Origin of the sequence: Phenylobacterium sp. (genome assembly GCF_035309685.1) — a bacterium.
Taxonomy (GTDB): domain Bacteria; phylum Pseudomonadota; class Alphaproteobacteria; order Caulobacterales; family Caulobacteraceae; genus Phenylobacterium.
Genome location: NZ_DATGEX010000044.1, coordinates 1 through 13,276, shown reverse-complemented (window position 1 = coordinate 13,276; position 13,276 = coordinate 1). Strand labels below are relative to the sequence as shown.

General features: G+C 66.3%; 15 protein-coding genes. All 15 read right to left on the bottom strand.

What is annotated here, in order from left to right; translation table 11 throughout:
* Positions 1-6 precede the first annotated feature (6 nt).
* Complete coding sequence (locus tag VKQ35_RS14225) at positions 7-1,491, bottom strand: NADH-quinone oxidoreductase subunit M (protein ID WP_324362709.1); 1,485 nt, start codon at positions 1,489-1,491, stop codon at positions 7-9.
* 14 nt (positions 1,492-1,505) lie between these two features.
* Positions 1,506-3,581 carry an NADH-quinone oxidoreductase subunit L gene (nuoL, locus tag VKQ35_RS14220; protein WP_324362707.1) on the bottom strand — a complete coding sequence of 692 codons (2,076 nt, stop codon included), beginning with the start codon at positions 3,579-3,581 and terminating at the stop codon, positions 1,506-1,508.
* 2 nt (positions 3,582-3,583) lie between these two features.
* Positions 3,584-3,892 carry an NADH-quinone oxidoreductase subunit NuoK gene (gene nuoK, locus VKQ35_RS14215; RefSeq protein ID WP_324362705.1) on the bottom strand — a complete coding sequence of 103 codons (309 nt, stop codon included), beginning with the start codon at positions 3,890-3,892 and terminating at the stop codon, positions 3,584-3,586.
* A gap of 96 nt (positions 3,893-3,988) precedes the next feature.
* Positions 3,989-4,618: an NADH-quinone oxidoreductase subunit J gene (locus VKQ35_RS14210; protein ID WP_324362704.1), complete on the bottom strand. Its 630-nt coding sequence runs from the start codon at positions 4,616-4,618 to the stop codon at positions 3,989-3,991.
* A gap of 63 nt (positions 4,619-4,681) precedes the next feature.
* Positions 4,682-5,173, bottom strand: a complete 492-nt coding sequence (nuoI, locus tag VKQ35_RS14205; RefSeq protein WP_324362702.1) for an NADH-quinone oxidoreductase subunit NuoI — start codon at positions 5,171-5,173, stop codon at positions 4,682-4,684.
* Complete coding sequence (locus VKQ35_RS14200) at positions 5,173-5,382, bottom strand: hypothetical protein (protein WP_324362700.1); 210 nt, start codon at positions 5,380-5,382, stop codon at positions 5,173-5,175. The genes nuoI and VKQ35_RS14200 overlap by 1 nt, the downstream gene beginning before the upstream one ends.
* The gene (nuoH, locus tag VKQ35_RS14195; protein WP_324362698.1) at positions 5,379-6,470 is read right to left on the bottom strand and encodes an NADH-quinone oxidoreductase subunit NuoH; all 1,092 of its coding nucleotides are present in this window, start codon (positions 6,468-6,470) and stop codon (positions 5,379-5,381) included. The genes VKQ35_RS14200 and nuoH overlap by 4 nt, the downstream gene beginning before the upstream one ends.
* Positions 6,471-8,516, bottom strand: coding sequence for an NADH-quinone oxidoreductase subunit NuoG (gene nuoG / locus VKQ35_RS14190; protein WP_324362696.1), 2,046 nt, complete (start codon positions 8,514-8,516; stop codon positions 6,471-6,473).
* 4 nt (positions 8,517-8,520) lie between these two features.
* A complete protein-coding gene (gene nuoF / locus VKQ35_RS14185; RefSeq protein WP_324362694.1) occupies positions 8,521-9,837 on the bottom strand; it encodes an NADH-quinone oxidoreductase subunit NuoF in 1,317 nt (438 codons plus the stop codon).
* Position 9,838: 1 nt separating this feature from the next.
* Positions 9,839-10,051 (bottom strand): hypothetical protein, encoded by a 213-nt coding sequence (locus VKQ35_RS14180; protein ID WP_324362692.1) that lies wholly within the window; start codon positions 10,049-10,051, stop codon positions 9,839-9,841.
* Entirely contained in the window at positions 10,048-10,725 is a 678-nt protein-coding gene (nuoE, locus tag VKQ35_RS14175) for an NADH-quinone oxidoreductase subunit NuoE (protein ID WP_324362690.1), read from the bottom strand. Before nuoE ends, VKQ35_RS14180 begins: the two co-directional genes overlap by 4 nt.
* Positions 10,722-11,960: an NADH-quinone oxidoreductase subunit D gene (locus tag VKQ35_RS14170; protein ID WP_324362688.1), complete on the bottom strand. Its 1,239-nt coding sequence runs from the start codon at positions 11,958-11,960 to the stop codon at positions 10,722-10,724. The genes nuoE and VKQ35_RS14170 overlap by 4 nt, the downstream gene beginning before the upstream one ends.
* A complete protein-coding gene (locus VKQ35_RS14165) occupies positions 11,957-12,619 on the bottom strand; it encodes an NADH-quinone oxidoreductase subunit C (RefSeq protein ID WP_324362686.1) in 663 nt (220 codons plus the stop codon). The genes VKQ35_RS14170 and VKQ35_RS14165 overlap by 4 nt, the downstream gene beginning before the upstream one ends.
* Positions 12,616-13,197 (bottom strand): NADH-quinone oxidoreductase subunit B family protein, encoded by a 582-nt coding sequence (locus VKQ35_RS14160; RefSeq protein WP_324362684.1) that lies wholly within the window; start codon positions 13,195-13,197, stop codon positions 12,616-12,618. Before VKQ35_RS14160 ends, VKQ35_RS14165 begins: the two co-directional genes overlap by 4 nt.
* Positions 13,167-13,276, bottom strand: a 110-nt coding sequence (gene ndhC / locus VKQ35_RS14155; RefSeq protein ID WP_324362870.1) for an NADH-quinone oxidoreductase subunit A, incomplete at its 5' end; no start/stop codon positions are given. The genes ndhC and VKQ35_RS14160, both read right to left, overlap by 31 nt.

Genomic DNA, 13,276 nt, shown 5'->3' with positions numbered 1-13,276 from the left:
AGGTCGTCAGCCCCCGATGGCCGCTTGATAGGCCGAGACGAGGTGGTCCGCGGAGGCCTGGGTCAGGTTCATGATGAGGCCGGGCTGCACGCCCAGCACCAGGGTGGCGGCGATCAGCGGGGCGAAGATCGCCACCTCGCGCCAGTCGAGGTCGCCGATGTCGGCCAGCTTGGGATTGACGATCGTGCCGAACACCACGCGCCGGTAGAGGCTGAGCGCATAGACCGCCGAGAAGATCACCCCGGTCGCCGCGACGATCGCCGTCCAGGTCGAGACGCCATAGGTCCCGGTCATGGTCAGGATCTCGCCGACGAAGCCCGAGGTGCCCGGCAGGCCGACATTGCCCATGGTGAAGAGCATGAAGGTCGCCGCGTACCAGGGCATGCGGGTGACGATGCCGCCGTAGAAGGCGATCTCGCGGGTATGCATCCGGTCGTAGACGACGCCGACGCAGAGGAAGAGCGCGCCACTGATCACCCCGTGGCTCAGCATCTGGAAGAGCGCGCCCTGCTCGCCGGTGGGCGTGCCGGAGAAGATGCCCATGGTCACGAAGCCCATGTGGGCGACCGACGAATAGGCGATCAGCTTCTTGATATCGACCTGCCGGAACGCGACCAGCGAGGTGTAGACGATGGCGATGACGCTGAGCGCGAAGATCAGCGGCGTGAACAGGTGCGAGGCCTGCGGGAACATCGGCAGGGAAAAGCGCATGAAGCCGTAGCCGCCGAGCTTCAAGAGGATGCCGGCCAGGATCACCGAGCCCGCGGTCGGGGCCTCGACGTGGGCGTCGGGCAGCCAGGTGTGCACCGGCCACATCGGCATCTTCACCGCGAAGGAGGCGAAGAAGGCCAGCCACAGCCAGGTCTGGACGGCCGGGTCGAAGTGATAGGTCATCAGCTCGGGGATCGAGCTGGTGTGGCTGATGCCGATCATCGCCAGGATCGCGGCCAGCATCAGGACCGAGCCCAGCAGGGTGTAGAGGAAGAACTTGAAGGCCGCGTAGACCCGCCGCTGGCCGCCCCAGATACCGATGATCAGGAACATCGGCACCAGGCCGAACTCGAAGAAGATGTAGAACTGGATGATGTCGAGGGAGACGAACACCCCCGTCACCAGCGTCTCGAGGATCAGGAAGGCGATCATATATTCGAGGACGCGCTTCTCGATCGCCTTCCAGGACGCGACGATACAGATCGGCATCAGGAAGGCGTTGAGCAGCACGAACAGGACGGAGATGCCATCCACGCCCATGCGGTAGTTGAGGCCCGCGAACCAGGGCGCGGTCTCGTTGAACTGGAAGCCGGCGTCGTTCGGATTGAACTGCACGACCAGCAGGACCGAGAGCGCCAGAGTCGCGAGCGTGGTGACCAGCGCGATCCACTTCGACGCCTCGACCGACTTGGGGTCGTCGGCCTTGCCGAACAGGCGCAGCGCCAGGATGCCGGCGACGCCGAGCAGCGGGGCGTAGGTGATGAGGGAGAGAATGGGCATGTGCTTGTCGCTCCCTACGCGTTCCAGGCCCAGAGGGCGTAGGTGAGGATCGCGGCGACCCCCAGCAGCATCACGAAGGCGTAGTGATAGAGGAAGCCGGTCTGCAGGCGCCCTGCCCCCTTGCCGACCTGCAGCGAGACGGCGCTGACGCCATCGGGGCCGAGACCATCGATCAGCTTCTGGTCGCCGCCCTTCCAGAAGAGGTCGCCCAGGACCTTGGCGGCCTTCACGAAGGTCGCGTCATAGAGCTCGTCGAAGAACCACTTGTTGTAGAGGAACAGGTAGACGGGGCCCTTCTGGGCGGCCCACTTCGCGCCGATGCCTTCCTTCAGGATGTACATCCAGGCGGCGAACAGCAGGCCCAGGATCGAGACGATCAGCGGCGACTGCGCGAGCCACCAGGGCGCTTCGACCTCGGCCAGGACATGGTTGTTCGCGGCGGTGAAGATCGCGCCCTTCCAGAACTCAATGTGCTCCTCGCCGATGAACTTGCCGGCGAAGACAAAGCCCGAGGCGATGGCGCCGATGGCCAGCAGGATCAGCGGCAGGCGCATGGTCCAGGGGCTCTCATGCGGCAGGTGGGCATGGTCGCCGTGGCCGGGTTCGGCGTGGGTCTCGGCCGCATGCGCATGATCGTCATGGCCGTGGTCGCCCTGATCGTGGTCGCGGTTGTGCCAGTGATGCTCCAGGTCCTCGCTCGTCCAGCGGGCGTGGCCGTTGAAGGTGAAGAAGGCCAAGCGCCAGGAGTAGAAGGCGGTCAGGCCGGCCACGAACACGCCCATGACGAAGGCGAAGTAGCCGATCGGATCGCCCGCGTGGCCGGCGGCGTAGGCCGACTGAATGATCGAGTCCTTGGAATAGAAGCCCGCGAAGCCGCCGACGCCGGGGATGCCAAGGCCGGTGATGGCGATGGTGCCGATGGTCATGACCGCGAAGGTCACCGGCAGGTATTTCGCCAGGGCGCCGTAGCGGCGCATGTCCTGCTCGTGGACCATGGCGTGGATCACCGAACCCGCGCCCAGGAACAGCAGGGCCTTGAAGAAGGCGTGGGTGAAGAGGTGGAACATCGAGGCCTGATAGGCGCCGACGCCCGCGGCCATGAACATGTAGCCGAGCTGCGAACAGGTCGAATAGGCGATCACCCGCTTGATGTCGTTCTGGACGAGGCCGACCGTGGCGGCGAACAGCGCGGTCATCGCCCCGATCACCACGACGACGTGCTTGGCCACCGGCGCATATTCGAACATCGGCGACAGCAGGCAGACCATGTAGACGCCGGCGGTGACCATGGTCGCGGCGTGGATCAGGGCGGAGACCGGCGTTGGGCCTTCCATGGCGTCGGGCAGCCAGGTGTGCAGGAAGAACTGCGCCGACTTGCCCATGGCGCCGATGAACAGCAGCGTGCAGGCGAGGTCCATCAGCCGGAAGCTCTGGCCGGCGAACTGCCAGGTGTCGCCCGCGTGCGCCGCGACCAACGGGAAGACCTGGGCGAACTGGATCGAGCCCAGCGACCAGAACACCGTCATGATGCCGAGCGCGAAGCCGAAATCGCCGACCCGGTTGACCACGAAGGCCTTGATCGCCGCGGCGTTGGCGGTGGGCTTGTGGAACCAGAAGCCGATCAGGAGGTAGCTGGCCAGGCCCACGCCTTCCCAGCCGAAGAACAGCTGCATGAAGTCCGCGGCGCTGATCAGGCTCAGCATGGCGAAGGTGAACAGCGACAGGTAGGCGAAGAAGCGCGGCTTGCTGTCGTCCTCGGCCATGTACCCCCAGCTGTAGAGGTGCACGAGGCTGGAGACCGTGGTCACCACCACCAGCATCACCGCCGACAGCCCATCGAGCCTGAACGACCAGTTGGAGACGAATTTCCCGACCTGGATGAACGGCGCGTAGACGTTGGTGAAGGGCTCGAGATGACCCCAGGTCCACTGGCTGAACACTACCCAGGACAGCACCGCCGATAGCATCAGGAAGCCGGTGGTCACCGTCTGCGACGCGACATTGCCGATCCGGCGGCCGAACAGGCCCGCGACGATCGCGCCGATCAGCGGACCGTAGAGGATGATCGTGACGAGGAGCTTGGGATCCATCCTCAGCCCTTCATCATCGAGGCGTCGTCCACGGCGATATCGCCGCGGTTACGGAAGAAGGTGACCAGGATCGCCAGGCCCACGGCGGCCTCGGCGGCCGCGACGGTGAGCACGAACATGGCGAACACCTGGCCGGTGACGTTGCCCAGATAGGCCGAGAAGGCCACCAGGTTGATGTTCACGGCGAGCAGGATCAGCTCCACCGACATCAGGATGACGATGATGTTCTTGCGGTTCACGAAGATGCCGAAGACCCCGATTGTGAAAAGGATCGCGGCAACCGCGAGATAGTGCTGCAGCCCGATGGTCATCCTACTTCGCTCCTCTGGAGCTTCGAAGGATTGATCCTTCGGAACGATGTGCGGACGCCAGGAGGATGCACCCTCCGAAGCCTTGGCGAAGGAGGATCATGCGTCGATCCCTTCGCCGGGCTTGGGCGAGACCATGCGCATGCCGCTCTTCGGCGTGCGCAGCACCTGGTCCATGATGATCTGGCGCTTCACGCCGGGCTTGTGGCGCAGGGTGAGCACGATGGCCCCGATCATCGCCACCAGCAGCACCATGCCGGCCGCCTGGAAGAAGTAGACGTAGTGCGTGTAGAGCACGCGCCCGATCGCCTCGATGTTGCTCATGCCCGCCGTCGGGTCCCTGCCCATGGCCATCGGCGTATCGTTCAGTCGGGCCGCGCCCTTGGTGGCGACCGTGGTCGAGACGATGATCATCTCGATGGCCAGGCCGCCGGCGATCAGCCCGCCCAGCGGCATGTACTGCACGAAGCCCTGCCTAAGCTGGGCGAAGTCGACGTCCAGCATCATGACCACGAACAGGAACAGCACCGCCACGGCGCCCACGTAGACGACCACCAGCAGCATCGCCAGGAACTCGGCGCCCAGCAGCACGAACAGTCCCGCCGCGGAGAAGAACGCCGCGATCAGGAACAGCACCGAGTGCACGGGATTCTTCGCGGAGACGACCGCGAGCGCGCTCGCAAGCGTCACCGCCGCCATCAGATAAAATGCGATCGCCTGCAGGGCCATCGGCCGGTTCTAGCTCCCGTCGTTCGTCGTCAGATTCGCTTACGCGTCAGGCCCGGGCGGGTCTTAGCGATAGGGCGCGTCCAGTTCCAGATTCTTCGCGATCTCGCGTTCCCAGCGGTCGCCGTTATCGAGCAGCTTGGCCTTGTCGTAGTAGAGCTCCTCGCGCGTCTCGACGGCGAACTCCAGGTTCGGCCCCTCGACGATGGCGTCCACCGGGCAGGCCTCCTGGCACAGGCCGCAGTAGATGCATTTGACCATGTCGATGTCGTAGCGGGTCGTGCGCCGGCTGCCGTCCTCGCGCGGTTCCGCCTCGATGGTGATGGCCTGGGCCGGGCAGATGGCCTCGCAGAGTTTGCAGGCGATGCAGCGTTCCTCGCCGTTGGGATAGCGACGCAGGGCGTGCTCGCCGCGGAACCTGGGGCTCTGCGGGTTGCGCTCGTGGGGGTAGATCACGGTCGCCTTGGGGCGCGCCATGTACTTCAGGCCAAGGCCGAGCGCGCCGGCGAAATCCAGCAGCATCGCGCCCTTCATCGCCTGTCCGATACGGCTGAACATCAGGTCCCCTTGCACGCGTAGTCTTGGATGTACTGGCTGTCGCCACCGTCCTTGAGGACGAACTTGCCGCCCTTGGCCGCGCAGTCAGCGGTGGCGCGCTTCAGCGTGTCGTAGTCGGCGGTGCCGGTGACGTTGGCGTCCTGCGTCTCCGCGCAGGCCGAAAGGCCCAGCGCGAGCACGGCCAGCAGGGGAGCAAACGCGCGGATCATCCCATCACCGGAGCATAGACGCGCCAGCCGGCGACGAGCGCCACGGCGACCAGCGAGGTCGGCAGGAACACCTTCCAGCCCAGGCGCATCAGCTGGTCGTAGCGATAGCGCGGCACGACGGCGCGGACCATGGCGTTCATGAAGAAGACAGCGAACGTCTTCACCGCCAACATGATCAGGCCATGCAGGCTGGCGATCCAGGCGCCGCTGAAGAGGCCGTTGCCGTGGAAGCCATCGAGGTAGTGCGTCGGCCAGGGGGCCTGCCAGCCGCCCAGGAACAGGATCGCCATCAGCCCGCTCATCAGGATGATGTTGGCGGTCTCGGCCAGGTAGAAGAGCATGTAGGGCGTAGAGCCATATTCGATCGCATAGCCGGCCACGAGCTCGCTCTCGGCCTCCGGCAGGTCGAAGGGCGGGCGGTTGGTCTCGGCCAGGCCCGAGATAAAGAAGATCACCCCCATCGGGATCATCACCAGGGCCAGAGGCAGATTGTGCAGGCCCGCGCCGCCGAAGATGTTCCAGTTCCAGAAGCCGCCGCCCTGCTTCTCGGTGATCGTCGTCAGATTCAGACTGCCGGACAGCAGGACGACCGTGATGATCACAAAGCCGATGGAAACCTCGTAGGACACCATCTGCGCGGCTGAGCGCAGGGCGCCCAGGAACGGGTACTTCGAGTTGGACGCCCAGCCGCCCATGATGATGCCGTAGACGCCCATCGAGGAGACGGCGAACAGGTAGAGGATCCCCACATTGATGTTGGAGATCACCCAGCCGGGCGCGAGAGGCATGGCGGCCCAGGAGCCGAGGGCGAGCGTCACGCTGATCAGCGGCGCCAGCAGGAAGACGAACTTGTCGGCGCCGGCCGGGACGATCAGCTCCTTGATCAGGAACTTGCCCAGGTCGGCGAAGGACTGCAGCAGGCCGAAGGGGCCTACCACGTTGGGGCCTTTGCGCATCTGCACGCCGGCGAAGATCTTGCGGTCGCCGTAGATCAGGAAGGCGACGGTCAGCAGCAGGACGACGGTGACCAGCAGAATCTGGCCGACGGTCAGCAGGGTCCAGCCGATGGGGGTGGTCCAGAAATCCATCTATTCCGCCGCAAGTCTGGCGGCGCCCGAAGCCTGGGCGGCGCACTCGGCCATGGTCACGCTGGCGCGGGCGATGGCGTTGGTCTGGTAGAAGCCGGTCACCGCGCTAGCGAAGGGGGCGTCGGAGACGTCACCCTTGCCGCCGAGCGAACCCAGGTCGAGGCCGGCGGCGGCGTCGCGGCCGTCCACGTGGTCGATGCGGCCGAAGCTCGGGTGATCGGCGAACAGCTTTGCGCGCAGCGCGTCCAGGCTGTCGTAGGGCAACTTGGCGCCCAGCCGCTCGGAGAGCGCGCGCAGGATCGCCCAGTCCTCCTTGGCTTCGCCCTTGGGGAACACGGCGCGCACGCCCTGCTGCACCCGGCCCTCGGTGTTGACGTAGAGGCCGTTCTTCTCGGTGTAGGCCGCGCCCGGCAGGATCACGTCGGCCTTGTGCGCGCCACGGTCGCCGTGGGTCCCGAGATAGACGGTGAAGGCGCCGGAGGCCGAGGTGTCGATCTCGTCGGCGCCCAGCAGGAACAGCACGTCCGCGCCGCCCTTGGCCGCCAGCTCCGCCGCCGTCTTGCCGCCCTCGCCCGGCGTGAAGCCGAGGTCGAGGCCGCCGACGCGGGAGGCGGCGCTGTGCAGCACGTTCCAGGTCATGCCGAAGGCCTTGGCCACGGCGCCGGCGCTTTTCAGCACCGCGGCGCTGTCGGCGCGGGTCAGGGCCCCGGCCCCCACGATGATCGCCGGCGCCTTGGCCGACTTCAGCGCGGCGACGAAATCGCTCTTCGACTTGGCGAGCGCGCCCAGGCTCTTGGGGCCCGCGCCCAGGTGTTCGTAAGGATAGGTCAGGTCGATCTGCTCGCCGATGACGCCGACCTTGAGCGCGCCGGCCAGCCAGCGCTTGCGCAGGCGCGCGTTGAGCACCGGCGCTTCGGTCCGCGGATTGACGCCCACCAGCAGGACGACGTCGGCGTCTTCGATGCCCGCGATCGTCGAGTTGAACAGCCAGCTCTGGCGCGGGCCTGCGCCCAGCTGCATCCCATCCTCACGGCAGTCGGTGGACTGCACGCCCAGGCCACGGAAGAGATCGAGCGCGGCCTTCATGGATTCCGCGTCCTGCAGTTCGCCGGCGATGACGCCGATGCGGTCCGGCGACGTCGCCTTCAGCTTCGCCGCCACGGCGTCCAGCGCCTCGGCCCAGGTGGCGGGGCGCAGCTTGCCGGCCGAGCGGATGAACGGCCGGTCCAGACGCTGGCGCGCCAAGCCGTCGACGGCGTAGCGGGTCTTGTCGGAGATCCACTCCTCGTTGATGTCCTCGTTGACGCGCGGCAGGACGCGCAGCACCGCGGCGCCCCGCGCGTCCACCCGGATCGCCGAGCCCAGCGCATCCATCACGTCGACGCTCTCGGTCTTCTTCAGCTCCCAGGGCCGGGCGTTGAAGGCGTAGGGCTTGGAGGTGAGCGCGCCGACCGGGCAGAGGTCGATGATGTTGGCGCTCAGTTCCGAGGTCACGGCCTTGTCGAGATAGGTCGTGATTTCAACGTCTTCGCCGCGACTTATCAGACCGATTTCCGGCACGCCGGCCACTTCGGTGATGAACCGGACGCAGCGGGTGCACTGGATGCAGCGGGTCATCACCGTCTTGACCAGCGGCCCCATGAACTTCTCTTCGACGGCGCGCTTGTTGTCGGCGTAGCGGCTGTCGTCGCGGCCATAGCCCATGGCCTGATCCTGCAGGTCGCACTCGCCGCCCTGGTCGCAGATCGGGCAGTCCAGCGGGTGGTTGATCAGCAGGAATTCCATGACGCCATGCCGGGCCTTCTTCACCATCGGCGTGTCGGTGAAGATCTCCATGTTCTCGGCGGCCGGCAGGGCGCAGGAGGCCTGCGGCTTCGGCGGGCCGGGCTTCACCTCGACCAGGCACATGCGGCAGTTGCCGGCGATGCTCAGGCGCTCGTGGTAGCAGAAGCGCGGGATTTCCTTCCCCGCCAGTTCGGCCACCTGCAGGACGTTCATCCCGGGCTCGAACTCGACCTCGACGCCGTCGACCTTGCAAATCGGCATGGGCCTACTCCGCCGCCTGCAGGGTGTGGCCCTGCACATGAGGTTTGCCGGCGCGGTACTGGGTGATCCGGTCCTCCACCTCGTGGCGGAAGTGGCGGAAGAGACCCTGGATCGGCCAGGCCGCGGCGTCGCCCAGGCCGCAGATGGTGTGGCCCTCGACCTGGCTGGCGACGTCGAGCAGCAGGTCGATCTCGCTCATCTCGGCCTCGCCGGTGACCATCCGCTCCATCACCCGCCACATCCAGCCGGTGCCTTCGCGGCAGGGGGTGCACTGGCCGCAGCTCTCGTGCTTGTAAAAGTAGGAGGCCCGCGCGATCGCCTTCACCAGGTCGGCGTCCTTGTCGAAGACGATCATGGTGCCGGTGCCCAGGCCCGAGCCCCGCGACTGCAGGTCTTCGTAGGTCATGATGGCTTCGTCGCACTGATCGGCCGGGATCATCCGCACCGAGATGCCGCCGGGGATCACCGCCTTCAGGTTCGACCAGCCGCCGCGCACGCCGCCGAAGTGGTCTTCGATCAGCTGCTTGACGCTGATGCCGACGGCGTCCTCGACGACGCAGGGCTTGTTCAGGTGGCCGGAGCCGGCGAACAGTTTGGTGCCGGTCGACTTCTCGGTGCCGAAACCCGCGAACCAGGCCGCGCCGCGGCGCAGGATGGTGCCGACGACGGCGATGGTCTCGACGTTGTTGACCGTGGTCGGGCAGCCGTAGATGCCGGCGCCGGCCGGGAACGGGGGCTTCAGCCGCGGCTGGCCCTTCTTGCCCTCGAAGCTTTCCATCAGCGCCGTCTCGTCGCCGCAGATGTAGGCCCCGCCGCCATGCGCCAGGCGCACGTCGCAGTCCCAGCCATGGACGTTGCCCGGCCCGATCAGCTTGGCGTCGTAGGCCTGCTTGATCGCCGCGGTCATCCGCTCGCGTTCGAAGACATATTCGCCGCGGATATAGATGTAGGCGGTGTGCGCCCGCATGGCCTTACACGCGATCAGGCAGCCCTCGATCAGGAGGTGCGGATCGTTGCGCAGGATGTCGCGGTCCTTGCAGGCGCCGGGCTCGCTCTCGTCGGCGTTGACCAGCAGATAGTGCGGCCGCTCGCTCTCCTGCTTGGGCATGAAGGTCCACTTGAGCCCGGTGGCGAAGCCCGCGCCGCCGCGGCCGCGCAGGCCCGACGCCTTGATCTGGTCGCAGATCCATTCCGGCGTCTGGGCGACGATGTCGCGCGTGCCGTTCCAGGCGCCGCGCGCCTTCGCGCCCTCCAGCCCCCAGTCGCGCTGGCCGTAGATGTTGAGGAAGATGCGGTCCTTGTCCGCGAGCAAACCGGCCAACTCAGCCACCCTTCTTCGTGCGGGCGAAACCGCGGACGAACCAGATCTGCAAGGCGAACGAGACCGCCATGAAGCCGACGAAGCCCCAAAGCGCCCAGCCCACGCCATAGATGAAGTGCGCGATCGCAAACGCGACGGCGATCAACATCAGCGCGGTGCAGCCGAGGATCATCTGCACGAACCGCTGCTTCATGAGGTCGAGGTCGCCACTCATGCCGACGCCTTCGCCTTGGAGGGCTTCTCGGGCAGGTTCGGGATCTTGATCTTCTTGGCGAGCGAGCCGTCGTAGAGTTTGGCGTCGGTCAGCGTCGTCGCCCCGCCTTCCGGCGCCGAGCCCTGGCGGCCGATCGCCGAGCCAGGCTTCGGCTTCTTGCCGGCCGCGAAGTCGTCCAGCAGCTTCTCGAGGCTCTCGGCGGTAAGGTCCTCGTAGTAGTAGTCGTTGATGGCGGCCATGGGCGCGTTGGCGCAGGCGCCCATACACTCGACTTCCTGCCAGTAGAACTTGCCGTCCGCAGAGCGATGGTTCGAGGGGCCGAACTTGCGCTGGCACACGGCCAGCAGGCCTTCCGAGCCGCGGGTCTGGCAGGGCGTGGTGCCGCAGACCTGCACCAGGGCGACCTCGCCCACCGGCTCCAGCATGAACATGGTGTAGAAGGTGGCGATCTCCAGCACCCGGATCACCGGCATGCCGAGCAGCTCGGCGACGGCGCGGATCGCGGGCTCGGAGACCCAGCCTTCCTGCTTCTGCACGAGCCACAGGATGGCGATCACCGCCGATTGCTGCCGGCCGGCCGGGAAGTTGGCCATCCAGCCCTGGGCGGCCTTCAGCGTCGCCGGCTTGAAGGCGAAGCTGGCCGGCTGGACTTGAGCTAAGCGGCGAACGCTCAACGGTCGATCTCCCCGAACACGATATCCAACGACCCCAGGATCGCGGAGACGTCGGCCAGCATGTGGCCGCGGCTCATCCAGTCCATCGCCTGCAGGAAGGCGAAGCTCGGCGCGCGAATCTTGCAGCGGTACGGCCGGTTCGTGCCGTCCGAAACCAGATAGACGCCGAACTCGCCCTTGGGCGCCTCGACGGCGGCATAGACCTCGCCGGGCGGGGTCCGATAGCCCTCGGTGAACAGCTTGAAGTGGTGGATGAGCGATTCCATCGAGCGCTTCATCTCGCCCCGCTTGGGGGCTGCGAACTTGTTGTCGGGCGTCAGCGCCGGGCCCGGCGTCTTCATCAGGCGCTCGCAGCACTGGGCCATGATCTTCACCGACTGGCGCATCTCTTCCATGCGGCAGAGGTAGCGGTCGTAGCAGTCGCCGTGCACGCCTAGCGGCACCTCGAACTCCAGCTCGTCGTAGCACTCGTAGGGCTGGCTGCGGCGCAGGTCCCAGGCGATGCCGGAGCCGCGCACCATGACGCCGGAGAAGCCCCAAGCCTGGGCCTCTGCCTTAGTCACCTTGCCGATGTCGACGTTGCGCTGCTTGAAGATCCGATTGCCGGTGATCAGTCCCTCGATGTCGTCGAACACCTTGGGCACGCGCCTGCACCAGTCGGCGATGTCCTCGACCAGCTCCGGCGGCAGGTCCTGGCGCACGCCGCCGACCCGGTAGTAGTTGGCGTGCATGCGCGCGCCGGACGCCCGCTCATAGAAGACCATGAGCTTCTCGCGCTCTTCGAAGCCCCAGAGCGGCGGGGTCAGGGCGCCGACGTCCATCGCCTGGGTCGTGACGTTGAGGATGTGGTTCAGGATGCGGCCGATCTCGTCGTAGAGCACCCGGATCAGCTGGCCGCGGATCGGCACCTCGACGCCCATCAGCTTTTCCAGGGCCAGCACATAGGCGTGCTCCTGATTCATCGGGGCGACGTAGTCGAGCCGGTCGAAATAGGGGATCGTCTGCTGATAGGGCCTGGCCTCCATCAGCTTCTCGGTGCCGCGGTGCAACAGGCCGATGTGCGGGTCGACGCGCTCGACCACCTCGCCGTCCAGCTCCAGCACCATGCGCAGCACGCCGTGCGCGGCCGGGTGCTGCGGGCCGAAGTTGATGTTGAACTTGCGGACCTTGGTCTCGCCGATCACGTCGGGCGCGAAGAAGTCGGAGTCCTTGGCGGGAGCGTTGGCGCCGGTCATTTGCCCCCCTCTTTAGCAATGGGCTCCTTAGCCGCGGGAAGCGATTTCTCGTCGCCCGGGATCAGCGGGGCATAGCCGGGCTCGGCGCCTTCCCAGGGGCTGAGGAAATCCCAGTTGCGCCATTCGACGGACTTCACGGGCTCGTAGACCACCCGCTTCAGCTCGTCGTCGTAGCGGACCTCGACGTAGCCGGTCATCGGGAAGTCTTTGCGCAGCGGATGGCCGTGGAAGCCGTAGTCGGTGAGGATGCGGCGCAGGTCCGGGTGATCGCTGAAGAACACCCCGTACATGTCGAAGGTCTCGCGCTCGTACCAGTCGGCGCTGGGGAAGACCGAGGTGACCGACGGCACGGCGGTGTCCTCGTCGGTCTGCAGCTTCACCCGGCAGCGCAGGTTCTTGGTCATCGACAGCAGATGATAGACCACGTCGAAGCGCAGCTCGCGCTCGGGATAGTCGGCGCCGCAGACGTCGATCAGGATCGAGAAGCCGAACTCCGGCGTGTCGCGCAGGACCGTCAGCGCGTCGATCACGCGGGCGGCGGACGTCATGAGGTTGACCTCGCCGTACATCACCTCGTAGCCCGAGAAGGCGCCCTTGGACTTCTTGACGATCTGCTGGCCGAGCTTTTCCAGCATGGGAAGGGGCTGGGGCCAGCTCATCGCATGATGGTCCCGGTGCGGCGGATCTTCTTCTGCAGCTGCAGGACGCCATAGACGAGCGCTTCGGCGGTCGGCGGGCAGCCGGGGACATAGACGTCCACCGGCACGATGCGGTCGCAGCCGCGCACGGTCGAATAGCTGAAGTAGTAGTAGCCGCCGCCGTTGGCGCAGGAGCCCATGGAGATCACGTAGCGCGGCTCGGGCATCTGGTCGTAGACCTTGCGCAAGGCGGGAGCCATCTTGTTCACCAGCGTGCCGGCGACGATCATCACGTCGCTTTGGCGGGGCGATCCGCGCGGGGCGAAGCCGTAGCGCTCCAGGTCGTAGCGCGGCATCGACGCCTGCATCATCTCGACCGCGCAGCAGGCCAGGCCGAAGGTCATCCACATCAGCGAGCCGGTGCGCGCCCAGGTGATCAGGTCATCGACGCCGGCCGTGATGAAGCCCTTGTCGGCGAGCTGTTGCGACACGCCGTCGAAGAACGGATCGTGGGCCTTGGGATTATAGCCTTCGACGGTGGTGCGGCCTGCCTCACCGGCGGGAACGATCACTCCCATTCCAGGGCGCCCTTCTTCCACTCATAGATAAAGCCGACGGTCAGCACGCCGAGGAAACACATCATCGACCAGAACGAAAACACCTGGGTCTGATGCGGCA

Coding starts and splice junctions, on each gene's coding strand:
- nuoK (WP_324362705.1), bottom strand. CDS start 3,892: ATGACCATCGGGCTGCAGCACTATCTCGCGGTTGCCGCGATCCTTTTC.
- VKQ35_RS14225 (WP_324362709.1), bottom strand. CDS start 1,491: ATGCCCATTCTCTCCCTCATCACCTACGCCCCGCTGCTCGGCGTCGCC.
- VKQ35_RS14200 (WP_324362700.1), bottom strand. CDS start 5,382: ATGATCCGCGCGTTTGCTCCCCTGCTGGCCGTGCTCGCGCTGGGCCTT.
- nuoG (WP_324362696.1), bottom strand. CDS start 8,516: ATGCCGATTTGCAAGGTCGACGGCGTCGAGGTCGAGTTCGAGCCCGGG.
- nuoL (WP_324362707.1), bottom strand. CDS start 3,581: ATGGATCCCAAGCTCCTCGTCACGATCATCCTCTACGGTCCGCTGATC.
- VKQ35_RS14180 (WP_324362692.1), bottom strand. CDS start 10,051: ATGAGTGGCGACCTCGACCTCATGAAGCAGCGGTTCGTGCAGATGATC.
- VKQ35_RS14165 (WP_324362686.1), bottom strand. CDS start 12,619: ATGAGCTGGCCCCAGCCCCTTCCCATGCTGGAAAAGCTCGGCCAGCAG.
- nuoH (WP_324362698.1), bottom strand. CDS start 6,470: ATGGATTTCTGGACCACCCCCATCGGCTGGACCCTGCTGACCGTCGGC.
- VKQ35_RS14210 (WP_324362704.1), bottom strand. CDS start 4,618: ATGGCCCTGCAGGCGATCGCATTTTATCTGATGGCGGCGGTGACGCTT.
- VKQ35_RS14170 (WP_324362688.1), bottom strand. CDS start 11,960: ATGACCGGCGCCAACGCTCCCGCCAAGGACTCCGACTTCTTCGCGCCC.
- nuoI (WP_324362702.1), bottom strand. CDS start 5,173: ATGTTCAGCCGTATCGGACAGGCGATGAAGGGCGCGATGCTGCTGGAT.